Origin of the sequence: Paenibacillus sp. FSL H7-0735 (assembly GCF_038008505.1) — a bacterium.
GTDB lineage: Bacteria > Bacillota > Bacilli > Paenibacillales > Paenibacillaceae > Paenibacillus_AQ > Paenibacillus_AQ odorifer.
Window position 1 is genome coordinate 5,112,993 of record NZ_JBBOZH010000001.1, and the last position, 25,286, is coordinate 5,138,278.

21 protein-coding genes are annotated in these 25,286 nt (G+C 45.6%); 2 read left to right on the forward strand and 19 right to left on the reverse strand.

Annotated features, from left to right (window positions below; all coding sequences use genetic code 11):
* Positions 1-17 precede the first annotated feature (17 nt).
* Genes narI through NSS82_RS23340 form a run of 4 tightly spaced genes read right to left on the reverse strand, consistent with a single transcriptional unit; the run spans position 18 to position 6,495 of the window.
* Positions 18-704, reverse strand: a complete 687-nt coding sequence (narI, locus tag NSS82_RS23325) for a respiratory nitrate reductase subunit gamma (RefSeq protein WP_036675990.1) — start codon at positions 702-704, stop codon at positions 18-20.
* The gene (narJ, locus tag NSS82_RS23330) at positions 701-1,267 is read right to left on the reverse strand and encodes a nitrate reductase molybdenum cofactor assembly chaperone (protein ID WP_036675989.1); all 567 of its coding nucleotides are present in this window, start codon (positions 1,265-1,267) and stop codon (positions 701-703) included. The genes narI and narJ overlap by 4 nt, the downstream gene beginning before the upstream one ends.
* A complete protein-coding gene (narH, locus tag NSS82_RS23335) occupies positions 1,260-2,831 on the reverse strand; it encodes a nitrate reductase subunit beta (RefSeq protein WP_076273513.1) in 1,572 nt (523 codons plus the stop codon). The genes narJ and narH overlap by 8 nt, the downstream gene beginning before the upstream one ends.
* The gene (locus tag NSS82_RS23340; RefSeq protein ID WP_076273512.1) at positions 2,821-6,495 is read right to left on the reverse strand and encodes a nitrate reductase subunit alpha; all 3,675 of its coding nucleotides are present in this window, start codon (positions 6,493-6,495) and stop codon (positions 2,821-2,823) included. Before NSS82_RS23340 ends, narH begins: the two co-directional genes overlap by 11 nt.
* Before the next feature lie 387 nt (positions 6,496-6,882).
* On the opposite strand from NSS82_RS23340, the gene NSS82_RS23345 reads away from it, so the two are divergent.
* Entirely contained in the window at positions 6,883-7,302 is a 420-nt protein-coding gene (locus tag NSS82_RS23345; RefSeq protein ID WP_036675981.1) for a hemerythrin domain-containing protein, read from the forward strand.
* A gap of 276 nt (positions 7,303-7,578) precedes the next feature.
* Here the strand turns inward: NSS82_RS23345 and NSS82_RS23350 are convergent, their stop codons facing one another.
* The 7 genes from NSS82_RS23350 to NSS82_RS23380 form a co-directional block, all read right to left on the reverse strand.
* Entirely contained in the window at positions 7,579-7,974 is a 396-nt protein-coding gene (locus tag NSS82_RS23350) for a DUF488 domain-containing protein (protein WP_051490895.1), read from the reverse strand.
* A 483-nt stretch (positions 7,975-8,457) separates the two neighbouring features.
* Positions 8,458-9,816 carry an LLM class flavin-dependent oxidoreductase gene (locus NSS82_RS23355; protein WP_038572513.1) on the reverse strand — a complete coding sequence of 453 codons (1,359 nt, stop codon included), beginning with the start codon at positions 9,814-9,816 and terminating at the stop codon, positions 8,458-8,460.
* 31 nt (positions 9,817-9,847) lie between these two features.
* On the reverse strand, positions 9,848-10,660 hold the full coding sequence (locus NSS82_RS23360; RefSeq protein ID WP_036675977.1) for an ABC transporter permease: 813 nt from the start codon (positions 10,658-10,660) through the stop codon (positions 9,848-9,850).
* On the reverse strand, positions 10,657-11,508 hold the full coding sequence (locus NSS82_RS23365; protein WP_038572516.1) for an ABC transporter permease: 852 nt from the start codon (positions 11,506-11,508) through the stop codon (positions 10,657-10,659). Before NSS82_RS23365 ends, NSS82_RS23360 begins: the two co-directional genes overlap by 4 nt.
* A gap of 37 nt (positions 11,509-11,545) precedes the next feature.
* Positions 11,546-12,556, reverse strand: a complete 1,011-nt coding sequence (locus NSS82_RS23370) for an aliphatic sulfonate ABC transporter substrate-binding protein (RefSeq protein ID WP_038572517.1) — start codon at positions 12,554-12,556, stop codon at positions 11,546-11,548.
* Positions 12,557-12,598: 42 nt separating this feature from the next.
* Positions 12,599-13,372, reverse strand: a complete 774-nt coding sequence (locus tag NSS82_RS23375) for an ABC transporter ATP-binding protein (RefSeq protein ID WP_076273511.1) — start codon at positions 13,370-13,372, stop codon at positions 12,599-12,601.
* Positions 13,373-13,656: 284 nt separating this feature from the next.
* Complete coding sequence (locus NSS82_RS23380) at positions 13,657-14,040, reverse strand: hypothetical protein (RefSeq protein ID WP_036675973.1); 384 nt, start codon at positions 14,038-14,040, stop codon at positions 13,657-13,659.
* A gap of 213 nt (positions 14,041-14,253) precedes the next feature.
* Between NSS82_RS23380 and NSS82_RS23385 the strand changes: the two genes are divergently transcribed.
* Entirely contained in the window at positions 14,254-15,996 is a 1,743-nt protein-coding gene (locus tag NSS82_RS23385; protein WP_340960936.1) for an ABC-F family ATP-binding cassette domain-containing protein, read from the forward strand.
* 168 nt (positions 15,997-16,164) lie between these two features.
* Here NSS82_RS23385 and NSS82_RS23390 read toward each other — a convergent pair whose 3' ends face one another.
* The 8 genes from NSS82_RS23390 to dxs all read right to left on the reverse strand — a co-directional run bounded on the left by NSS82_RS23390 (position 16,165) and on the right by dxs (position 25,278).
* Complete coding sequence (locus NSS82_RS23390) at positions 16,165-16,884, reverse strand: hypothetical protein (RefSeq protein ID WP_076273509.1); 720 nt, start codon at positions 16,882-16,884, stop codon at positions 16,165-16,167.
* Between the two features lie 283 nt (positions 16,885-17,167).
* Positions 17,168-17,983, reverse strand: a complete 816-nt coding sequence (spo0A, locus tag NSS82_RS23395) for a sporulation transcription factor Spo0A (protein ID WP_036682806.1) — start codon at positions 17,981-17,983, stop codon at positions 17,168-17,170.
* 197 nt (positions 17,984-18,180) lie between these two features.
* Positions 18,181-19,293 (reverse strand): SpoIVB peptidase, encoded by a 1,113-nt coding sequence (gene spoIVB / locus NSS82_RS23400; RefSeq protein WP_080742549.1) that lies wholly within the window; start codon positions 19,291-19,293, stop codon positions 18,181-18,183.
* 138 nt (positions 19,294-19,431) lie between these two features.
* Complete coding sequence (gene recN / locus NSS82_RS23405) at positions 19,432-21,159, reverse strand: DNA repair protein RecN (RefSeq protein WP_038572526.1); 1,728 nt, start codon at positions 21,157-21,159, stop codon at positions 19,432-19,434.
* A gap of 46 nt (positions 21,160-21,205) precedes the next feature.
* Positions 21,206-21,655 carry a transcriptional regulator AhrC/ArgR gene (gene ahrC / locus NSS82_RS23410; RefSeq protein ID WP_036682813.1) on the reverse strand — a complete coding sequence of 150 codons (450 nt, stop codon included), beginning with the start codon at positions 21,653-21,655 and terminating at the stop codon, positions 21,206-21,208.
* A gap of 31 nt (positions 21,656-21,686) precedes the next feature.
* Entirely contained in the window at positions 21,687-22,160 is a 474-nt protein-coding gene (locus tag NSS82_RS23415; RefSeq protein WP_232061423.1) for a hypothetical protein, read from the reverse strand.
* 265 nt (positions 22,161-22,425) lie between these two features.
* On the reverse strand, positions 22,426-23,328 hold the full coding sequence (locus tag NSS82_RS23420; protein ID WP_076273508.1) for a TlyA family RNA methyltransferase: 903 nt from the start codon (positions 23,326-23,328) through the stop codon (positions 22,426-22,428).
* Between the two features lie 45 nt (positions 23,329-23,373).
* Positions 23,374-25,278 (reverse strand): 1-deoxy-D-xylulose-5-phosphate synthase, encoded by a 1,905-nt coding sequence (gene dxs, locus NSS82_RS23425; protein ID WP_036682816.1) that lies wholly within the window; start codon positions 25,276-25,278, stop codon positions 23,374-23,376.
* Positions 25,279-25,286 lie beyond the last annotated feature (8 nt).

Below are 25,286 nucleotides of genomic sequence, written 5' to 3' on the forward strand. Positions count from 1 at the left end.
CCACGCAACTCTTTCCGTTAATTCGATTTATTTCTTCTGTATAGGATATAACTTCTGCCTATATAATTCAACGGAACACTCCATACATGGACCAACCGGGTGAACGGCCAAAAGGCAAAGATGGCAAACCCTGACAAGATGTGAAGCTTGAAGGAAAACGGCACATCACTCATCAGTGACGGGTCCGGACGGAACATGAACAGGCCGCGGAACCAGACAGAAATCGTATCGCGGTAGTCAAACTCAGGTTGTACGGCATTCGTTACAATGGTAGAGTACATCCCCATAAACACGATAAACAGGAGGAGTGAGTTGACTATCAGGTCCGATGCACTGCTGAGACGGCGGACATTCTTAAGCGTAAAGCGCCGCGAAGTCAGAATCAGCATCCCGAGCAGTGTGGCTGCACCGAAGATGCCCCCGATGTATACCGCGCCGATATGGTAAAGATGATCACTTACGCCGATGGATTCCAGCCATGATTTCGGAACAGCGAGCCCGCCAATATGGCCCAGGATAACCGGCATAATTCCGAGGTGGAACAGAATGCTGCCGAATTTCAGTTGTTTCTTTTCAATAAACTCACTTGATTTGGCCGTCCAGTTAAACTGATCCTTACGATAACGAAAAATATGTCCGCCGATAAAGATCACCATACACATGTAGGGAAAAATGACCCATAAAAACTGACCCAGCATATTCATTGACTCAGGGCCTCCTGTTCAGCACAAGCTTTTAATGTTTCGCGCAATCCCTTGACCAGATGGAAATAGGGACTTTCATTTCGTTCCAGAGCCTTGAGCAGATGATACGTACCATCCTCAAGAATCGCTATCAGCATCCGGAAATTCTCCGGCGCTCCCGGGACTTCCAACCACTGCGCGGCATATAGAAATTCACACATAAGCGGCAAATAATCAGGTAGTTCTTCCTCCGGCATTTCCAGACCGAACATTTCGTACAGAAGCTTCAACTTGGCGAGCATTTGCCCCCGTTCCTTGGCCTCCTCAAATTTGAAATAGGTCATATACAAGGCGCAGTCCTTCTGAAAATCAAATGTAGCGGCATAACTCTCCTGAATCTCATCCAGACTGAAGCTCTGCATTTGCTTCCAATAGGTATGCACATGGGCATAACCCGGATGAGTGCTGTCAAACGCCTCTTCCAGAAAAGCCGGATGAAAGTCCAGCTTCTCCGGGTACATGAGCTGCAGGGCGAAATAACCGAAGGATTCCTTGTAATCATGCAGTTTGATCAGATCAATCACGCCAAATCCCCCCGTAGAAATTCTCTTCATACATTTCCTTGCCGGTCTTCATCGTGTCGCCGGCAGAGCTGGCAGGTCCGCAGCCGTCACAACCGGAGCCGGAGCCCATATCGCCCATCCCGTTTCCGAAACCGGTCGAGCCCTGGGCACGGTAAGGGTTCATGTGCTGCTCCTTGTGGGAGGTTGGGATCACGAAACGGTCTTCATATTTGGCAATCGCGAGCAGCCGGTACATTTCCTCTGTCTGCTGTGCTGTCATACCGACACGTTCAAGACGGCTAGCGTCAAACCCTTGGCCTGAGGATTTAGCGCGCATGTAGGAGCGCATCATGGCCATCCGCTGCAGGGCTTCTTTGACGGTCTCCGTATCGCCTGCGGTCAGCATGTTCGCCAGATACTGGATCGGTGTGCGCATCTCTTCGATAGCCGGGAAAATCATATCGGGATTCTTCAGCGAATCTTTACCTTCAAAATAATTCATGATCGGGCTAAGCGGCGGCACATACCACACCATAGGCAGTGTGCGGTATTCCGGGTGAAGCGGGAAGGCAAGCTTGTGCTCAATCGCCAGCTTATAGACCGGTGAGTTCTGGGCTGCCTCCAGCCAATCCTCAGAGATACCATCTTTTCTCGCCTGGGCAATGACTTCCGGATCATGCGGATTCATGAACAGATCACATTGTGCTTTGTACAAATCTTTCTCGTCCGGGGTGGATGCGGCATCAAGAACCTTGTCGGCATCATACAGCAGAACCCCGAGATAGCGGATTCGGCCTGTACAGGTCTCGGAGCATACCGTAGGCAGTCCTGCTTCCACACGCGGGAAACAGAAGGTGCACTTCTCCGCTTTGTTGGTCTGCCAGTTGAAATACACTTTTTTATACGGACAGCCAGTCATGCAATATCTCCAGCCTCGGCAGGCTTCCAGGTCGACCAGAACAATCCCGTCTTCATCCCGTTTGTACATCGCACCTGAAGGGCAGGAGGCGACACAGCTTGGGTTGAGGCAGTGTTCACAGAGGCGCGGCAGATAGATCATAAACGATTTCTCGAAGTTGAATTTAATTTCTTCCTCGATCTTCTGGATATTCGGGTCAAGCGGGCCGGTTACATGCGCTCCCGCCAGATCATCCTCCCAGTTAGGCCCCCATTCCAGATCCATCTTCTCGCCTGTTACAGCAGAATGAGCCCGCGCCACCGGGGAATGCTTTTGCTCTCCTGCATTCGTCAGATGCTCATAATTGTAAGTCCACGGTTCATAATAATCCTTCATCTCCGGCATGTCGGGGTTGTAGAAGATTTTGCCGAGCGCAATCTTGGACAGCTTATTGCCGGATTTCAGCTCCAGCTTCCCCTTGCGCAGCTGCCAGCCGCCCTTGTAGAGCTCCTGGTCTTCCCAGCGTTTCGGATAACCAATCCCCGGTTTCGTTTCCACGTTATTGAACCACATATATTCCGCACCTTTACGGTTCGTCCAGGTCGTCTTGCAGGTCACGCTGCAGGTGTGGCAGCCGATGCATTTATCCAGATTCATTACCATTGCAACTTGCGCTTTAATTTTCAAGCCAGTTGACCTCCTTCATTTTGCGGACGGCTACGTAGACATCACGCTGGTTGCCGATCGGACCATAGTAGTTAAAACCGTAGCTGAGCTGTGCGTATCCGCCGACCATCTGGGTAGGCTTCAGATGAATCCGGGTAGGCGCATTGTGGCTTCCGCCGCGCGTATCCGTAATTTCAGAGCCCGGTACTTGAATGTGCTTGTCCTGGGCATGGTACATAAACATGGTGCCTCTCGGCATCCGGTGACTGACAACCGCGCGTGCAGTTACGACACCGTTACGGTTGTAGACTTCGAGCCAGTCATTATCCTCAATGTGATGTGCCGCAGCATCCTCATTATTGATCCACACGGTTGGACCGCCCCGGAACAACGTCAGCATGTGCTGGTTATCCTGATAGGTCGAATGGATATTCCATTTCCCGTGCGGTGTCAGATATCTCAGAACCAGAGAATCCTGTCCACCCTTCACTTCCTTGTCACGCGGCCCGAAGACCATCGGAGGCAACGTTGGCTTGTAAACCGGCAGCGCTTCGCCGAACTGCTGGAAGATTTCATGGTCAATGTAGAAATGCTGTCTTCCGGTCAGCGTCCGGAACGGAACGAGACGTTCAATGTTCGTGGTGAACGGTGAATAGCGCCGTCCCTGCTTGTTCGACCCGCTGAATACCGGTGTCGGAATGACTTCCCGCGGCTGTGCGGTGATGCTCTGGAACGTAATCTTTTCTGCGGCCCGGTCCGCCGAGATGTCTCGCAGCTCTACTCCTGAATCCTTCTCCGCTGCAGCGTAAGCCTTCTGGGACACGCGCCCGTTGGTAGCCGAAGACAGGTGAAGAATCGTATCTGCGGCCTGGCGGGCAGTCTGCAGCTTCGGCAGTCCGTTTTTGATCGTTTCATCGAAATAAACACCGCTGAGCTTCTTCAATTCCTCATATTCTTCGGCGACAGAGAAGCTGATGCCGTGCGCGCCTGCTTTGCCGATTGCGAGGTTAGGTCCGAGTGAAATGTATTTGTCATGAATTTTAGTATAATCACGCTCTACAATAGTAAAGTTCGGCATTGTTTTGCCCGGGATAGCCGGAACTTCGCCTTTGGTCCAGTCTTTGACAAGACCCATCGGCTGTGAGATCTCGCTTACCGAATCATGGCCGAGCGGTGACATCACAACATCCTTATAAACGCCAGGCAGATGCGATTTTGCCATTTCGGAGAATACCTCAGCCAGCTGGCGGTAAATATCCCAATCCGACCGGGATTCCCACAGCGGGTTAACTGCCGGATTGAACGGATGAACAAACGGATGCATGTCAGTCGACGACAGATCTGTTTTCTCATACCAGGTTGCGGCCGGCAGCACGATATCTGCATAGAGGGGTGTTGTAGTCATCCGGAAATCCAGTGCAACCATCAGATCGAGCTTACCTTCGACATCCTCACGCCAGATAATCTCTTCCGGTTTCTGTTCTTCATTCGGCTCGGCCAGCAGACCGTCGGAAGCTCCGAGCAAATGCTTCATGAAGTATTCCTGCCCTTTGGCAGAGCTTGAAATCAGGTTCGAGCGCCAGATAAATAATGAACGGGGAAAGTTCTCCGGTGCGCCGGGATCTTCCACGGCAAACCGTGTTTTCCGTGATTTAATCTCTTCCACGGTGTGACTGATAATCTCGCTGTTAGTCTTCTTGCCTTGCTGTGCGGCTTCCTCGGCGAACAGAAGACTGTTCTTGTTGAATTGCGGGAAGGATGGCAGCCATCCGAGACGGGCAGCCAATATGTTATAGTCAGCCGGATGTTGGTAAGCTACATCCCCTCCAGTCGGCGATTTCAGTGAATCAGTGCCGCTCTCCTCATAACGCCATTGCTCTGTTGCGAAATAGAAGAACGAAGTCGCGTTCTGCTGACGTGCCGGACCCTGCCAGTCCTTGGCAAAAGCAACCGTTGACCAGCCTTCAATCGGACGGCATTTCTCCTGACCAACATAATGCGCCCAGCCGCCGCCGTTAACACCTTGGGAAGCGGTCAGCACCACTAGATTCAGAATGGAACGATAGATGGTATCGCTGTTGAACCAGTGATTAATCCCTGCGCCCATGATGATCATAGAGCGTCCACCCGTATCAATCGCATTCTGGGCAAATTCGCGGGCAATCTGAACTACGACACTCGCCTTTACCGTCGTAATCTTCTCTTGCCATGCCGGGGTGTAATAAGAGGATTGATCCTCATATCCCTTTGCGTTAAGCGGACTTTCTGTACGTGCGACGCCATACTGGCTCATCATCAGATCATAGACTGTGGCGGCATAACGTTCTGCACCGTCGGCAAGCCGTATTTTGCGGGCCGGAATCACCCGTCTGAAGGTGCCGTTGCCGGCATTATCGAAGTACGGGAACACGATTTCCGTCCACTCTTCTCCGTGGCCTTCGATGGTCAAGGCGGGTTCTACTTTACTGCCGTCTTCCCGCTCGAGGATCAGATTCCATTTCTTTCCTTCCTCCCAGCGCTGCCCCATGGTACCGTTCGGAACCATCATCTCACCAGCCACCTCGTCAAAGATTACCGGTTTCCAGTCTGAGTGCTGGGAGTTATCTCCAAGATCACTCGCCCGCAAGAAACGTCCGCCTTTAAGGGCATCCTCATGAGGGTCAAGCAGAATCAGGAAAGGCATATCTGTATATTGCTTCGCATAATTCAGGAACATCGGCTCCTGGCGTTCCTGGTAGAACTCTTGCAGGATGACATGCGTCATGGCCTGGGCAAGCGCAGCGTCCGACCCTGGATTCGGGGCCAGCCAGTTGTCGGCGAATTTGACGTTCTCTGCGAGATCCGGTGCCACCGACACGACTTTGGTTCCCTTATAGCGTACTTCAGTCATAAAGTGGGCATCCGGCGTCCGAGTTAGCGGTACGTTAGAGCCCCACATCATCAGGTAACCGGCGTTGTACCAATCCGAAGATTCTGGAACATCCGTCTGCTCGCCCCAAATTTGCGGGGAAGCCGGAGGAAGATCGGCATACCAGTCATAGAAACTGAGCATTTGACCGCCTAGTAGTGATATGAATCGCGCCCCCGATGCGTAGCTGACCATGGACATGGCCGGAATCGGTGTGAAGCCGGCGATGCGGTCGGGACCGTATTTCCGGATCGTGTAGATCAGCTGGGCCGAGATCAGCCGCAGCGCGTCGTCCCAGGCTACACGTATATGTCCACCTTTACCGCGCGCCTTCTTGTACTGGCTAGCCTTCTCGGGGTCTTCAACAATACTGGCCCAGGCATCGATGTAATTGTCATGCTCCTTCAACGCCGTTTGCCACAGCCGCCACAGTTTCCCTCTGATATACGGGTATTTCACGCGCAATGGACTATATTCGTACCACGAGAAGGTAGCTCCGCGGGGACAACCGCGCGGTTCAAACTCCGGCATATCCGGTCCGCAGGAAGGATAATCGATCTGCTGATTTTCCCAAGTAATGATTCCGTTCTTCACAAACACCTTCCAGCTGCAGGAGCCTGTACAGTTGACTCCGTGAGTGGTACGCACTACTTTATCGTGAGACCAGCGCTGGCGGTACATATTCTCCCAATCTCTATTTTTCTCTTCAAGAATGGACCAGTTTCCGGAATAGCTTTCAACCGGTTTAAAAAAGTTAAGTCCGAATTTCTTCTTCATCGATCCAGAACACTCCCTTCAAAATTTATTCAATTAATACCATTATGGATCTACCCGGCCGTGCTTCCCATTAGGGAAACACCTATTGAACCTCGGGAATTCCCTCGATCTGAATAAAAAGCAAAAAGCCTTTCCCACTGAGGAGAAAAGCTGTGTTCCTGCCGTTTACTTCCCGGGCAGAGGATCCCATTAGGGACTTCCCTCTTTTTGGTCCGGGGAATTCCTTAGCGGGAATTCCTCTGCAAATTCGTGTGCTATACTGGCAAGTGGAAACGGCTTTACCGTCCTTTTTTGAAGACGGTACCGTTTCAGCGAGAAGTAGAATGATCATTATCATATGAAACATATAGATTCTTATATTTTCGAAAAACGGGAGGATGAAGCAACATGCCAGGACCCTCACTACGCCAGTTGCATGCCCACCATGCCATTCATCAGGGCGGGCTCTCCGGCGCTGTAGCCAAGACCGAAGAAGTGGAAGAACTGCTGGAAGCGAAGGAATTTGAAGTGGCGCATCAGGCCGCCGAACATCTAATTGAGTACTGGGAGACGCGGATTATCAGCCATGCTGACGCGGAGGAAGACGGGTTCTACCAGGAAATGGCCGGGAAGAATCCTAACCTGCAAGACGCAGTTCTTGGGCTTACACGTGATCATGAATTATTGCGGATTATAGTAAAAGATGTCAAAGCATTGCTTGCGGAAGAAGGCCTCACTCCGGAGGTGCTTCACCAGTTCCACGCGCTGCTGGTTGTGAACGCGATTCATAGCCGGGATGAAGAACGTCTTCTGTTTGAGGAGGCGTGACCTCATTTCTAGCTTGCATGATGGCACGCAAATCAGCTTTGTTAATCAGTAATTCTTGCAGCGTGTATTCGCCCAACAATGGAAGCGATGATTGGCGAACTGCCCAGGCTCGGGATGAAAGAAGAGCAAATTCATTATGAGTTTTTCGGACCGCACTCCAATTGAACAACAATTTGATTATGAATCTATTCACCCAGCATCTAATTTTATTTATTAAAAAAAGCACACGGGCCTCCCTCGAAATCCTTAACGATTCGGGGGAGATCCGTGTGCTTTTTATCTGGAAAGCAGCCATTTATATAATACATTCGCATGATTATGTATTGGGTCTTTCGCGGCATATACCAACGTAACATCCTGTTTCAGCACCCGTTCACGGATTGTCGCTGCAAGTCTCACGCGCGTCGGATCTTCCTCCAGTTCCCGGATATAACGGTCACTAAATGCCGCAAAACGCTCCGGCATGTGGTCAAACCATTTGCGCAGCTCCGGGCTTGGAGCAATCTCCTTCATCCATTCGTCTAATGCCGCCTGCGGTTTCGTAATTCCGCGTGCCCACAGCCTGTCCACCAGTATCCGGTACCCGTCCTCCGGAGCCGCCGGCTCATAAATCCGCTTCAGACATATAGAGTACTGATGTTCATCTAAATTGCGGCAGGTATTCTCCAACATGTAGTCTCCCTCCTGGCATCCATACTGGAACGGACCGTTGTCCAATTGCTGTATCGAACGTGCGGTCAGCTATTCCAAAAGAGCGATTTCTTAGTACACTGAATATACCATGGAACAAATTTTCCTGCCAAGGACAGTAACTTGGAGGGAATGTGGTACCGTAAACAGGTTGATTGCCGATTAAATCCTCTAATTTCTGAGCGGCACTAGTGCCAGGCACAAGAAGAGCAACATTGTTTGTACCTTCTAATACTTGTGAGATAATCCGTGGAAACGGTGAATCGATCGTTAAAATATTGAAAATATACTCAGATGGAATAGAAACTTGTTACATTGCTTCTGGAACGATTCACGAAACTTCTGCAACCAATACAAATATAATGTTATTGCTTCAGGTGGGATGATCTTTTACTATTCACATTATTTTTACATAAAAAATACTCCTTCATTGGTTTTCCAAACCCAATAAAGGAGTGAATCCGCTTATTTACCAGCCCCTATTTCAGCCACTCTACGATTCTGGAAATGACGGATATCCGGACGCTCCAATCCTAAATGTTCACGAAGAGTACTCCCCGTGTACTCAGTACGGAACAAGCCGCGTGCCTGCAAGATGGGCACAACATGATCCACAAATTCATCCAAGTTGCCCGGCAGTACTGGTGGCATAATATTAAATCCATCGCAGCCGTACTCTTCGAACCACAATTGCATTAAATCTGCCAATTGTTCATAGGTTCCAACAAACTGCATATGTCCTCGTGCACCAAGCAAACGACGGCCTAATTCTAATATCGATAATTTGTCCTTACGAGCCATATCCATAATCAGCTGAACCCGGCTTTTCATTCCATTTGATGCTTCTACTGGATCAGGAATCTCAGGCAGCTGTCCATCTACTGGGTATTCGGACAGGTCAAACCTCAACATGCCAGACAACATACCAACAACAGCGGCAGGAGGAATCAACTCCTGCAGTTCTTTATATTTACTTTGGGCTTCCTCTTCGGTCGCTCCAATGATCGGAGACAAGCCCGGCATAATTTTTAAGCTGCCACGTTCACGGCCGTAATCTGCTAATTTGGAATTGACGCTTTCATAGAAGGCCTTAGCCGCTTCAAGCGACTGCTGTGCCGTAAAGATCACCTCTCCAAAACTAGCTGCAAACTCTTGTCCTGGACCAGAAGATCCGGCTTGAATAAGTACAGGATACCCTTGAGGTGAGCGAGGAACATTGAGGGTTCCTTTTGTAGAATACCACTCCCCTTTGTATTCCACTTCTTTGATCTTCTTCGCGTCAGCAAATTGTCCCTCTTCGCGGTTAACGATTAAAGAGTCATCCTCCCAGCTGTCCCAGAGAAGCGTCGCCACCTCAACAAATTCACGAGCCATTTTATACCGAAGTCCGTGCTCTGGATGCTCCGGCTTCCCATAGTTATAAGCTTCCACATCGAGCTGGGAGGTGACAATATTCCAACCTGCTCGACCTTCACTAATATGATCTAAAGAAGCAAATTTGCGAGCCACATTATAAGGTTCGTTATACGTGGTCGATACGGTAGCCGTTAATCCGAGTTTTTCTGTTTCTGTCGAAAGGGCTGACAACAGCGTCAATGGGTCCAGCATACCCGAAGCAGCTTGATCCGCACCCATCACATACAACAAATCCGCCAAAAACATCATATCGAACTTTCCACGCTCTGCGGTTTTTGCCAATTCGCGATAAAATTTATAATTGAAGATCTTATCCGCTCCTGATTCCGGATGACGCCAGCCATAATGATGATGTCCTGAATAATAAATAAATGCACCTAAATGTAGCTGATCTTTTCTGGTTCCCATAATGACCCTGCCTTTCGAATTCTAGAGTTCGTTAACCTTTGAATGTATCACGCCAATGCAGCCATCTTTTCTCCAGCAATCGAATTGCGGAATCCGAAAGTTTTCCTATCACTGCAAAGATTGAAATTCCAACGAATACTATATCTGTTTGCGAATAAGCTCTGGCATCCTGAATCATATAGCCTATCCCCGCACTTGTTCCCATCATCTCCGCTACGACGAGTACAAGCCACGATGCACCAAGTGATAAGCGAATACCAAGTAGAATATTAGGCATTGCAGCCGGAATAATCATTTTGCTAAGCAGCTGCCATCTTGTGTATTGGAAAATATGGGATACTTCAACAAGCTTGATATCAACATTACGAATTCCTAGAAAAGTGTTCAGATAAACTGGAAAAAAAGCACCTAATGAAATCATTAGTATTTTAGAAAATTCACCCACACCAAACCACAAAATGAATAACGGAATAAGGGCAAGTAATGGAATCGTTCGAAGCATCTGTAAAGATGGATCCAGTGTACGCTCTACTAATTTCCCAAGTCCTGTAGATAAGCCAAGCAGCAGTCCAGTAGCAGATCCCAATAAAAAGCCAAGTCCTGCCCGATAGGCGCTAATCCCCAGATGTCGAAACAACTCACCGCTAGCTATTAAAGAAAAGAACTGCGTAATAATGGAGGATGGAGCAGGCAATGTCGTCGCAGAGACTAGATGGAGCGCAGCTGCCACTTCCCAAATCACCACTAGAGCTAGAGGTACAATCCAACCATGCAGTTTTTTTGGAATCCAGCTTAAACCATCGTCGTGACGCTCTATTTTATTACTGGATAGGTGATTGCTCATGATCCTTTATCTCCTCTATAACTGTCCTGCCATCTTAGCAATCTCGATTCCAACAGCTTTACTAATGAATCTGACAGTTTACCTACTACCGCAAACACGATGATCCCAACAAATACCACTGTGGTCAAAGAAAACGATCGCGCGTCATTGATTAGATAGCCAACACCTGAGCTAGAGCCCATCATTTCCGCTACGACAAGTCCAAGCCAAGCTATGCCTACAGACAAGCGGATACCTAAAAAGATGTTGGGCAGTGAGGCTGGAATAATTAACTTACTCACCATCTGCCATTTACTGAATTGCAGTACTCTCCCAACATCAAACAACTTGTTGTCCACCGAACGGATTCCTAGAAATGTGTTCACGTATAATGGGAAAAATGAACCTTTGGCAATCAACAATATTTTTGAGGTTTCACCGAATCCGAACCACAAAATAAATAGTGGAGCAATTGCTAAATGGGGCAGCGTGCGCAGCATTTGCAGCGACGGATCCAGCAAACGTTCTGTTTTGTATGAAAAGCCTACCCACAAACCAGCCGCTAAGCCAAGCCCTCCCCCAATTAAGAAACCAAGCAGTGCCCGCCAAGCAGATATGCCTAAATGTTTCGCCAGCTCACCGGACGCGGTCAAGCTAACCAATTCCCGCCATATTTCACTTGGCCTTGGCAGCAATATAGGATTTAACTTTCCCATCGCTCCGGCTATCTCCCAAATCAGGAGCAAAGCAATTGGTAAGATAAGTCCAAGCAATATATTCGTCGTTTGGATGGAAAGTCCACGCTTCTTTACTGGATTCTTTTTATGGATTAGTGGCGAGATCACAGCTTTTTCAGCACTGAATTGCATGTAAACAACCTCTTTTCTACATCTGTGGTTTCATCCGTTACTTCAAAGGTTCCTTCAGTGCTGCTTCAATATATTGATTATCTGTTATTTTAGAAACTTCAATCTCTTTACGAATGTTCTTAATATTAAATTGAAAATTGGCTGTCTTCTGCAATTCTTCAACAACAGCATCACTAATTGGAATGTTGATCATCTGGGAACGTTCAAACGTACCTTCTATTACCGCTGCCGGAATGTTCCGCTCAGCCGCATATCTTTCAGTCGCTTCAGCGCGATTATCTGTCTCCCAAGCTATAGCTTTGTTGGTGACTTTTAAATAAAGCGTAACTAGTTCTGGATATTTCTCTGCGAACGCTGAACGGGAGATCACAAAAGAAGGAGATAAGACACCCAATTGCTCACCATCCGTCAAAACCTTCCCTTTACCGGTCAATGCATTTAGAGTAATATATGGATCCCATGTAGCCCATGCATCAACGCCACCGGTTTCAAATGCAGGTTGTGCTTCATCAGGCTGTAACTGGATAATCTCAAAATCTGCTTCTTTAAGACCTGATTCCTCAATACCGCGATAAAGGAAGTTGTAAGCATTGCTGCCTTTTGTAACAGCTATCTTCTTACCTTTCAAATCCTCCAGTTTCTGAGCAGTACTACTACTAGGTACAAGAAGAGCAACGTTATTCGTACCTTCTAATACTTGTGAGATAATCTTAATAGGAATGCCCGCAGCTTGGGCTGCGATCACCGGCATGTTACCAAGCGTCGCTATGTCCAACTTATTAGAAGCGATCGCCTCTGTCATTGGGGGTCCACTTTGAAATTCCGTCCATTCTACTTTGACGCCCAGCTTATCAAATTCTTGCTCATACCATTTTTCCTCACGGGCTTTACCAAACATTCCCCCGCTGCCCTGCACGCCAATTTTAATGGTCACACCTTCATATTTGTTCGCATCGTTCTTTCCCGCGCTCTTTTCATTCGATGCACAACCCGTTGCAAATACAGACAAAACAAGCATAACAAGTAGTGAATTACGAAATAATTTCATGGATCATTTCTCCCCTTTTTATAAAAAATGGACTCTCTTTATCTAGATACCAGCACCATCGATTGCCGGTTCTTCAACCTTCTCAAACTCACTCAGAACCAGTCGACGTAACTCTTGGAATGAAGTACTGGATCTTTTTCGCGGAAACGGTAAATCGATGGGAAGAATATTGCGAATATGTCCAGGTCGAGGATTCATAATGACTACCCGCTCACCCAAAAATACAGCTTCATCCAGATCATGAGTCACAAATAACATAGTCGTCTTATTACTCTGCCAAATATCAAGAAGTACCTCTTGCAGATGTGATCTAGTAAAAGCGTCTAGTGCGCCAAAAGGTTCATCGAGCAATAATACATCCGGATTACGGAGCAACGCCCTAGCAATAGATACTCGCTGGGCCATCCCGCCTGACAGCTCACGTGGATAGGATTTCTCAAAACCCTTTAATCGTACAAGTTCAATCAATTCATTTATTTTTTTGCGAACCTCTGGATTTTTAAGCGATAAATTTGCTGCAATATTATGATCCACCGTCAACCACGGAAAAAGTCTTGGTTCTTGAAATATAAATCCCTTCTCAATACTCGGACCGTCGATCTGTTTGCCATTCAGTAGAACCGTGCCGCTATAGCTCGTATCCAGTCCTGCCACAATTTTTAGCAAGGTACTTTTTCCGCAGCCGCTGGGACCTATAATCGTAATCAACTCGCCTTTTTTCACCTTCAGCTGAATATTACTTAATGCGATAACATCACCTGCAGGCGCGGCGAATACTTTATTCAAATGTTCGATAACCAGTGTTTCCTCCGACACTCCATTCACCCTTTCCGATAAATATAAATTAAACTATACTTATGTATTTAATAGGTATTTAAAGCAAAAAAATAATGAGATCCTCTAAAGAACCTTATCCGATTATTCAACTAGGTTTAATTTACATCATCTTATCAGTGACATTCCTCACATGTCAAACATTATTTTCCAAATGAGTGTCTATTATGTGAAGTGGAGTTTTGTGTGAATGGCAGGGATTTATCTAATTGCAAGTAAAAAAAGCCGCACCAGTTATGGCGAGACTTTTCGTCATTATTCATTTATTATTCGCCGAGCTGCGTCTTGATCTGCGAAATTTCTATTTCCATGAACTCTACACGTTTATTCAACTCCGCGATATAGTTTCTTCTAGCCTCTAAGTCTGCTGCGCTTGTTAGGTCAGCCGCAGTAGTTTCCACCAGTTGGATCGCTTCTTTGAGAACTTGAACGCTTGATTCTGCCCCTGCTAATCTTTCCCGGAGTTTAGCCGCAGCAATACTTGCCTTTAGCGCTGCCTTCTCAGTCTCCTTACTCTCCACTATTATTGTTTTTCCTTCAACCGTCACCCCTGCTCCGGTCGCTTCGGACATCGCGCGTACAGGTACGTAGGCCGAGTTATTTACTACAATCGCATCTGCAATCTTCTTTCCGTGCCACAGCCAACCCAACTACTGGCCAGATGTAATCGAGCTATAATACGCTATCTGGACAGGCGTGATCATATTGTTCTAAGTTGTATTTTAAAATTTCACAAGCAACTTTAATGCGAAATGATTGAAGTTGCTTGTAAACAGTGTTACTCTATCAACGGTAAACTCAAAATCTGTGCTCTTCAATACATCTTATAATAGTCACTATTTTTAGTTAAGAAAGGTAACACTATGATAAAAGTTGATAACTTATCCTTCGCATTCCCGCAAAAAGAACTATATAAAAACATTTCATTTACGCTTGAAGAGGCACAACATTGCGCTTTTATAGGAACAAGCGGCAGTGGTAAAAGTACACTGATCGATATACTAATGGATCCAGAAAAATATTTGTTCGAAGGCAAGCTAGAGATGGACCCAACCTGCAAAATTGGGTATGTAAGTCAGTTTTCGCAACTTGACAAATCTAAAGAAACAACAGTTTTTGAATATATAGGAGAAGAATTTATTAAGATACAAAATGAAATAACAGCTATCCTCACTGAAATGGAAACATCATCAGATATTGATTCATTACTCGAAAAGTATCAATTAGCTCTAGATGCCTTTGATTTAATGGATGGAAATGATTTTGAAAGCAATATTAATAAGAAACTAAATTTAGCCAACCTCTTGAAGCTAAAAGATGCTAGGGTATCCGACCTAAGTGGTGGGGAATTTAAGCTTATTCAAGTGATGAAGGAAATGCTGACTAGTCCAGACTTAATGATTATGGATGAGCCCGATGTATTTTTAGATTTTGAAAACCTAAATGCACTTAAAAATCTTATTAATGCTCACAAAGGAATATTGCTAGTGGTTACGCATAACCGTTATCTATTGAATCATTGTTTTAACAAAATTATACACCTTGAAAACATGGAGATCCAAGAGTTCGATGGGCGATATATTGAGTATAACTTCTCATTACTTCAGACGAAAATTGAGTTACAAGAAATCGCAGTCGCTGAACAAGAAGAGATAGAGAGATACGATAACATTATTGATAATCTTAGAGCGATCGCAACCTATAATTCAGAAGCATCTAGAGGAAGAGCGTTAAAAGCTAGGGTTAAGTTTCAAGAAAGATTGGAAGCGCGAAAAATTAAAGCGCCATTCGTTGATATTAAGCAACCAAAAATCAGTTTTGGTGTGGACAATGAATTTGAAGAAGACATCACTGTTTTAAATGTGAATAATTATAGTGTTTCCTTTGATGAGTTGATTTTAGAAAATGTTAACTTTGAGATGAAACCTACAGATAAAGTAGCCCTTATCGGTCCAAACGGTACCGGGAAAACGACTTTACTCCGAGATATCTTTAAAAATAATCATGATTCAATTAAAATGAATTCTGATATTAAAGTGGCTTATCTTTCTCAGCTTCAAGACGAAGTGCTAAAGGATTCTAATACCATACTAGAAGACTTCATCGATGCCGGGTTTGCAACTTATGACGAGATTAGAGCACATCTTTCAAACTATGGCTTTGAAGGAGAAATTCTTACTCAAAAGATAGAATCTTTATCTGGTGGCGAAAAAAATATACTGCAATTGGCAAAAGTTTCTGCTAGCAAAGCAAACTTATTGCTTCTTGATGAACCGACAAGCCATTTAGACACCTATACACAAATCGCACTGGAGAAAGCCATTGAAGACTATAAAGGTGCGATTCTCATGATTTCTCATGATTTCTATTCCGTAGTAAATGGTATGGATTATGTACTAATCATTGACGAGAAGACGATTAGAAAAATGAGTATGCGAAAATTCAGAAAGATGATTTATGCCAGTCATTTTGATAAAGATTATTTAGAAAATGAACAAAATAAAAAAGCAGTTGAAATGAAAATAGAATTAGCTTTAAAAGACAATAATTTTGAACTTGCGAAAGGTATGGTTGACGAGCTAGAAGAGCTGATTAAGTTACTTTAAATTCCAACCTTCTGAATGAAATGATTACAAGAACGATGAAATAAAATGTTGGTGGAAAAGTATCCACAAAAAAGACACTGATGAATAGATCTCAGTGTCTTTTTACTGCATTGATTTCTTGATAGCTCTTGCCGCGGACACTCTGATTGATATAACTATAATGAAGTATCATGAGAAATTTTTATCAAAACAGTCTTTAGTCTCGCATTTAATTTTATACCATTGATAACCATAATCCGATAAGTTTGGTAGGATCAATAATTTGTTACCACAGCGGATACAATTATTTTCTGATAAATTTCCGTTCTTATAGTCCACTAAGTAACCTTCTGCTAGTTCTATTTCCTTAATGATATTTTCTAGAGCAACATCGCTTATATCAAAAGGGGTCATATCTCCTCTATTTGCATGGATAGAGCGTGAAAAAGCTCCAAATCCACCAACCAGTTCGTGGTGATGCGTATTAATCCGTCCCCCACCTCTCTCAAATAATTTGATCATCGGTTCATATATATCTGGAAACTGTAATGCGATATTGTCGCGCGCATCAAGCAAAGAGCACCAGCGTAAATAATGTATACTTATTAATTTCATAAGCATAATATCAATTTCATTAAAATTCGGACACGTTTCTAAGAAACTGTCCCACTCATTTTCCTCCATCTTAAAACCTAATAACATATCCATTCCTATGTATATACTTGCTGCTTCCTTTGAGATAAACTGCAAAAACACGCCGACTCTACGGTAATACTCTGCAATCAAATTAGCATCTGCTTCATATTCACCCTTAGATCTTACTTCTTCGTATCTTTTTTTTGAAATTCCAATGTATAAATTCGCATCAATATTCCTAATTCTTCCAACACCTGATTCGTAATAATTCATGAAGATTCCTCCGACTTAACTCATAAATGTAGTTCTCTATATCTGATAGAAGATTGGTTTATTTAACCAGCTCGCCCGATTGTTCTAAGCCCCTGCTTGAGTTTCACCATTTATAAGATGGCTAATCTTTAAATAAAAACAAAACCCAATAAACCAAAAAGGTTTATCGGGTGAGATGGAAAAAGTTTATCGGCTTCAAAACAAGTTTATCGGCTTTTATATACTGACTGTAAACACCTACCATCAACCTACAATCCCTTACCCCGCACTGCCCCTAACCCTTTCAACTAACCTTATGCTCAATCCGCAGCTTGTCCGCTACCATGGCAATAAATTCCGAGTTAGTAGGCTTAGATTTGGAGATATTAATGGTGTAGCCGAATAAATGGCTGATGGAGTCAATGTTGCCACGTGTCCAAGCGACTTCAATCGCATGGCGGATCGCGCGTTCTACACGTGAAGGCGTGGTTTTGAACTTCTCAGCGATTGCTGGGTAGAGCGTCTTCGTAATCGCACCAAGGATCTCGATATTGTTATATACCATGGTGATCGCTTCACGCAGGTACTGATAGCCCTTGATATGCGCTGGGACACCGATTTCATGGATGATCGAGGTAATGTTAGCGTCGAGGTTCTTGCCCTTAGAGAGCGGCACTACATTCGATCTGGACGTCGACGAATAATTGTACATGTTGGAGGAAGAGCTCATGCTGCCTTGAGAGCCGACAAGCTGACGTACACGATTTGCCAGGACCTCCATATCGAACGGTTTCAAAATATAATAGGATGCACCAAGCTGTACAGCTCTTTGAGTGATGTTCTCCTGACCAAAAGCAGTCAGCATGATGATCTTCGGTTGAGGATTCAGATCCATATCACGTAGACGTTCCAATACACCTAGGCCGTCTAAATGCGGCATGATGATATCAAGAATAAGAACATCGGGAATTTTACGCGCTTCGCTAAGCATTTGAAGCACTTCTTCACCATTGTAGGCGATACCCGTTACGGTCATATCTTCTTGCTCAGAAATGTACTCGGAAAGCAAATTCGTAAATTCCCTGTTATCATCGGCCAACAACACTTCAATATTCTGCACTGGCTGCTTCCTCCTTAATTATATCTGCTATTCGAAAATAACATTTTTTTCTTGTCTCTTACGTTTTCGACATGGAGATCGAATTCCCTTCTGTCGAAAATTATTTTTCTTTATTTTTTTTCTGCGTTGGATTATAATTAAATATTTTATCTCAATGTTCGAGGTTCTTCGTAATCGTTCGACAAAAAATCTTAAGGCTAAACCGCCTTAAGATTTAATGAATACCTATTCTCCTGTTTGGTCACACCTGAATCTTGAAGCATCCATTCGATGAAGCACCCATAACCGGACTTAGGATCATTTACAAATACATGAGTTACGGCTCCGATGAGACGGCCATCCTGTACAATAGGACTTCCGCTCATGCCTTGAACGATACCGCCTGTCTTATCGATAAGGCGTGGATCAGTGATCCGCAGCACCATTCCTTTAGTGGCTGGCGTTTGCTGATGTGCTACATGAATGATTTCAACCTTAAACCGCTCCACCTGCTGTCCGTCAACTACAGTTAGGATCTCAGCAGGACCTTCCTTGACTTGATCGCTCATCGCCACGGGGATCGGTTCTTTGTAAAGACTGTGCTCGGGATTGGAGCTCATTTTACCGAAGATACCGAAGTCAGTATTACTCTCCACATTTCCAAGCACTTGGCTTTCTTTCAAAAAATGCGCTCGTTTCTCGCCCGGATCGCCATCCTGGCTTTTGGATATGGAGGTGACACTGGACTGAACGATATGACCACTGCCTACAACAATTGGAGTACCGGTATTCATGTCTGTAATCACATGTCCCAAAGCTCCATATACACCTTGCTCGGGAGCATAAAAAGTTAATGTGCCGACACCCGCTGCTGAATCACGAATGTACAGGCCTAACCGCCACACTTTGTCATGAATGTCATACGCGGGCTTTAGCTTAGCTGTATGCTCTTTACCCCCGCGTTTGAAGACAATGGTCAAGGGGTTATTCGCTTTACCAGCACGATCCACCAGCTTGGCCACCTTGGACAACTCATCCAATTTCTCACCATTCATGGAGATCATCAGATCACCCGGCACTAAACCGCTGACCTCTCCTGGGGAAAGCTTAGATTTCTCTGATACTTCAATCAGATGATGACCAACAACCAAAACACCTGCTGATTTCACTTTCACACCGATCGTTTGACCTCCCGGGATCACCTTAAGCTCGGAATGAATTCCTTGTGCAGTCACCTTGGCTGGTTCACCATGCAGTGGTGCAGCAGAACTTAGATTTGTTCCCGTTATGCCCGATAAACTAAGAAAGAAGGCAAATAAAAGGCCTGGCATTAACTTCCTGAGGTTAGGCTTCAATGGCTGTCACGCTCCCTTTTGCTTCTTTCGCTTGACGAAAAAGGTGGTCGCCAATTGCGTACCTATAAGATAACCTTGCCCCCAGGCTTTTATTACTGTCAATCATTGCTCCGCTTAGCTTGTTGCAGCCTTACTTGCCTCGGCCAGATTAAGCATTTCCTGCGAGTGATGCAATGTTTTTTCGGTAATTTCTACGCCACCCAGCATCCGGGCCAGCTCCATTACACGTCCATCGTTTGTTAGGGATTCCACTTCAGTCATGGTTCTTCCATCCTCAACCTTTTTGCGGATTAAGTACTGATGGTCAGCCATACAAGCCACCTGCGGCAAGTGAGTAATGGAGAACACCTGACAGGTAGAGGATAGCTTAAACAGCTTATCTGCGATGGACTGAGCGGCTCTGCCGCTGACACCGGTATCCACTTCGTCAAAAATCAGAACTGGAATTGCATCATGGCGCGCAAAAATACTTTTCATTGCCAGCATAATACGCGACAGCTCACCACCAGAGGCGATTTTGCCAAGAGGTCTCAGGGGTTCGCCCGGGTTAGGGGATATCATAAATTCTGCGCTGTCTATCCCTTGTCTTGTGAGGCGAATACGCCGACCATTGTATTCCACTCCACGGGGGTCCTCCAGCGTGTCTAATTTGACCTGCAACGAGGTTCTTTCCATTTGAAGGTCTTTAAGCTCACCCTCCACTTGGGTGGCCAGATCAGCAGCACAAAGCTTGCGTGCTTCACTTAATTCCGTAGCTGCTTCCATTAATACAGACAGCAGCGAATCGCGCTTCGCCGTCAGTTTCTCCAGATATTCATCTTTATTCTCAAGCAAATCAGTTTCCCGGTGAATTTGTTCATAATAAGCCAAAATCTGTTCTACACTCTCTCCATATTTACGTCGGAGTCCAGTGATCAAATCCAGACGATTCTCGATTTCTTCAAGTCGCATCGGATTGAACTCGATATTTTCCCGGTAATCACGAAGCTGAAAAGCAGCATCCTCTAGCTGGTAATATGAGGACTGCAGCTGTTCGAGCACTGTTCGCAGACCCTTCTCATCGTAACGAACTGCATCCTCAAGTCTGGAAATGACATTACCGATCGATTCCAAGCCTTGTCTGTCGTAAAGCAGCTCATATGCACCCGATACGGAATCCATCATTTTCTCACTGTGGGATAGTTTGACCCGTTCTTCGGTAAGTAATTCATCTTCTCCCGGTTTTAATCCGGCCGATGAAATTTCTTCAAGCTGAAAACGATATAAGTCGAGCATTTGGTATGCCTTCTGGCTGGATTCCTGCAGCTCTCGCAGCTCTTTCTCCACCTTCGCGAAGGCAGAATACCTTTCCTGAAAAACTGCCTTTAGCGGACCAATAATCGGTTCTCCGTATGTATCCAGCAGTCCCAGATGCCGTTCCGCCTTCAGCAAGTTCTGGTGCTCATGCTGGCCGTGTATATTAACCAGCTGCTCGCCGATCTCGCGAAGCATGGTAAGATTGACCATCTGTCCATTTACACGTGATGTACTTTTACCTTGAGAGGTAAGCTCGCGCCGTATAATAAGATGCTCCTCGCGCTGGGCCTCAATGCCAAGACGCTCCAAAGTCTCCCAAACGGGATGACCGCTGGGAAGACTGAAGAGCGCCTCCATCTCCGCTTTTTCACAACCATAACGAATGGAATCCGCTGAACCGCGGCCTCCAACAATCAATCCAAGCGCATCAATAATAATGGATTTACCTGCCCCGGTCTCTCCCGTAAGCACGTGGAAGCCAGGATAAAAATGCACATCAACCGCCTCAACGACGGCAAGATTGCGTATAGACAAGGTTTCTAACACTAATAGAGCACCTCCGAGAAGATGACAGGCATCTGATTAATTATAATTAAGAAATATAACCCATGATTTGTGAAATTACAGTCTTACTGTCCTCAGGTAAACGGCAAATAATAAGGATTGTATCATCACCAGAAAGGGTTCCCATAATTTGCGGCCAGTCAATATTATCAATCAAAGCAGCGACAGAGTTAGCCGTACCTGGTAAACATTTCATCACCACAAGATTAGCCGAGGAATCGATCTGCACAAAATTATCCACAAGAACGCGCTTAAGCTTCTGAATGGGATTGTACCGTTGATCCGTTGGAAGTGAATATTTATATCTTCCATCATCCATGGGTACCTTGATGAGCAACAGCTCTTTTATATCTCGAGATACTGTGGCTTGCGTAACTTGAAAACCTGATTCACGCAAGGCTTCCACAAGCTCGTCCTGTGTCTCGATATCCTTTTGTGTAATAATTTCACGAATCTTAATATGTCGTTGTCCCTTCATTGTTGCCTCCTGGTATATAAAAAATATGGACTCAGTTTGATTCTCCGTCGTCTTTGCCAAGCTTAATTACATGGATCGATGCTGTTGCTACATTAACATATAGAACGCCGCTGCATTCCGGATAGATCAGCAGGTAGGGAAGCAAGGTATCACGTAAGCCGCTGCCAGTGAAATCCAAAGGCTTGCGTGGTCTGGAAAGGATAACTAAATATAACGAGCCTTCCTCTTTTGTCGCCACATAATCTATAAATAACCGGCTATACATCTGCGCCCCATTTACGTTGAAAGACAAGGGGATTTTTAATTTCCCTCCAACGACCTCATATCCTTCATCCTCAAGTATATCAATAGAGGGATGTGGAATAATCACTTTATTGAACGGAATCTGATCCTTCATAAAAGAACGCGGAGAACTCTGCAGCCATACATATATCCGATATATTATAAAAATCGATAATGCTACCCCAATAAACGCCATAACGACCTTGTCAGAGCTACCCGCCACTATCAATCACCTCGGTGATTTATTCGCGTGAAGCCCTGGTAAATCCTGCTTCTAAGCTGTCTTTTTACGAGCTTTCCGCATAATTGATATTATTCGCTAATTCAGCAATTTACAATTACAACGAGCACAGTAAATCCAAAAAAGATTCAAAATATAAAGACCCGGATTTTATACCGGGTCTTTATTTTAATAAATTCAATCCATTTGAGCAAATCTGCAAAACACCCCGCTGACCATTTGAGGTTGACGGGGTGTTCATAAAGCTCTAGCGGCGCGGGGAGTTTCCATGAGTAGAACTCACATTAAAAGTACCCGTAGCCTGCTTAATCACTTCATCAGCAAGGGAAGCGAAGTCCTCCACTGGAATGACTGCTGCAACAGCAGCTGCCGGCTGTACGGATACTTCTTCGCCTTCCACCACTTCTGGCGTCAGTCTCCAGTGAGCAAGAAACTCAATATTGCCTTCTCCGCCTGTAATTGGTGAAAAGGTTAATCCATGTAGACCGAATCCTAACTCTGCAGCCATAGTCAGTACATTAATCAATACCTCTTTATGGACCGCGGAATCACGAATCACACCTGATTTTCCAACCTTCTCACGCCCAGCCTCAAATTGCGGCTTGATGAGTGCAGCGATATCTGCTGGACGTTGCAGCAAGGCTTTGAGAGGTGGGAGAATTATTTTTAAGGATATAAAAGATACATCAATACTGGCAAAGTCCGGAACAGGACCCTGCAAATCTGAAGGTGTCATATACCGGAAGTTCGTACGCTCCATGACGCTCACTCGCTCATCATTACGCAGTGACCAATCCAACTGGTTATAGCCAACATCAATAGCGTACACATGGCTTACGCCATTCTGAAGCGCACAATCTGTGAAGCCGCCAGTGGAAGCACCAATGTCCAGCATGTTCCGTCCCGTAAGATCAATATTAAATTGGCGAAGAGCCTTCTCCAGCTTTAGGCCCCCACGACTGACATACGGATGCACAGAGCCTTTAACCTTAAGGGTAGACTCCCGCGAAACCTTCATGCCAGCTTTTTCAATACGTTCCTCATCCGCGAGCACCAACCCTGCCATAATTGCAGCTTTAGCTTTCTCCCGGCTTTCATAAAAACCTTGCTCCACAAGCAGTACATCTATCCGTTCTTTACGGTGTTCCATGGTCATCTCCCGATCGTTCAAGGGTTACTAATTTCCGGCTTCCACTTAGGAAGACGAAGTTGTTTTGTAATTATAAGCACTTAAAGCCATCATGGACTTGATACGTGCACATAACGCTTCTACGGTAAGGCCTGTTTGCTGACGTTGTTCTTTAATGGAGCCATGCTCCACGAAGATGTCGGGCACACCCATCAGATGTACACGCGCGTCATAAATTTCATGCTCCGCGTAGAATTCCAATACCGCACTGCCGAGACTTCCCGCTTGGCAAGCCTCTTCAATAACAACCATATTGGTTCCAGCATGAGCCAAATCAAGAAGCATGGAGTTATCAAGCGGCTTCAGGAAACGCGCATTCACAACACCCACCTGAATCCCTTCCCGCTTCAGCAAATCAGCGGCTTCTTCAGCCACTTGAACCATAGGACCACATGCCACTACAGCATATCCTTCTCCTGTACGCAGTCGTTCCCATGATCCTATAGGAAGGGTATGCAGTTCAGCATCCATTGCCACGCCTGTTCCGTTAATACGCGGATAGCGGTAAGCAATTGGACCGTCATTATATTCAAGTGCCGTCTTCATCATATGACGCAGCTCATTTTCGTCTTTTGGCATCATCATAACCATATTAGGGATATGGCGCATAAAAGCAACATCGTACACACCCTGATGAGTCTCACCATCCGCACCCACAAATCCAGCACGGTCAATGGCGAACATAACATTGGCGTTATGGCGGCAAATATCATGGACGATCTGATCATAGGCACGCTGCATGAAGGTAGAATACACGGCGTATACCGGCTTCATCCCTTCCATAGCCAAAGCTGCACACAGGGTTGCAGCATGCTGCTCGGCAATCCCGACGTCAATCATGCGATCCGGAAATTCCTTCGCAAAAGGAAACAACCCTGAACCGCCTGGCATCGCAGGGGTAACTGCAATCAGACGCGAATCTTCACGTCCCAGCTCAATCAGCGTACTGCCAAATACTTCGGTATACATTGGAGGGCCTACAGCTTTAAGTGCCTGACCCGACTCAATTTTGTAAGGGGAAATGGCATGCGATTTATAGAAATCAGTCTCAGCCGGTTTGTAGCCCTTGCCTTTGGTCGTCAGCACATGCACAAGCACAGGACCCGCCACGTTATCTGCTTGATGGAAGGTGTCGATCATTTTCTCCAGATCATGTCCATCCACTGGCCCAAGATACGTAAAGCCAAGCTCTTCAAACAATACTCCGGGTACCATCATATATTTAAGACTGTTTTTTAACTGTTCAGCGGTTTTCGCTAATCGTCCACCGATGGCCGGAATCTTCTTAAGCAGCCCTTCAACCTCGTCTTTAGCACGCAAATAATGACGGTCCGAACGAATTTTGCTTAAATAATTGTGCATCGCCCCTACATTCGGAGCAATCGACATTTCATTATCGTTCAAAATAACCATCAGCTTACGCTTCTCATGGCCAATGTGGTTAAGCGCTTCAAAAGCCATCCCGCCGGTAAGCGCACCGTCACCAATCACGGCAATTACCTTGTTGTCTTCGCCTTTAAGATCACGAGCCATAGCCATCCCCATCGCTGCCGACAAAGAGGTGCTGCTATGTCCAGCTTCCCACACATCATGTTCGCTTTCAGAGCGCTTAACAAAGCCGCACAATCCCTGATATTTGCGCAGGGTATCAAAGCGATCTTGACGGCCGGTCAGTATTTTGTGGACATAGGCTTGGTGGCCAACGTCGTAGATCATTTTGTCACGAGGACTGTTATAGCAATAATGTAAGGCCAGCGTGAGCTCCACCACCCCCAGATTAGAACCGAGGTGCCCGCCGGTTGCTGTAAGCTTCTCAATCAGAAATCGTCGAATTTCCTCTGCAAGAGTAGTTAATTCTTCGACTGACAGTGATTTCAGTTGTTGTGGATCATTTATTTGTGGAAGCAGCACGAATAGTT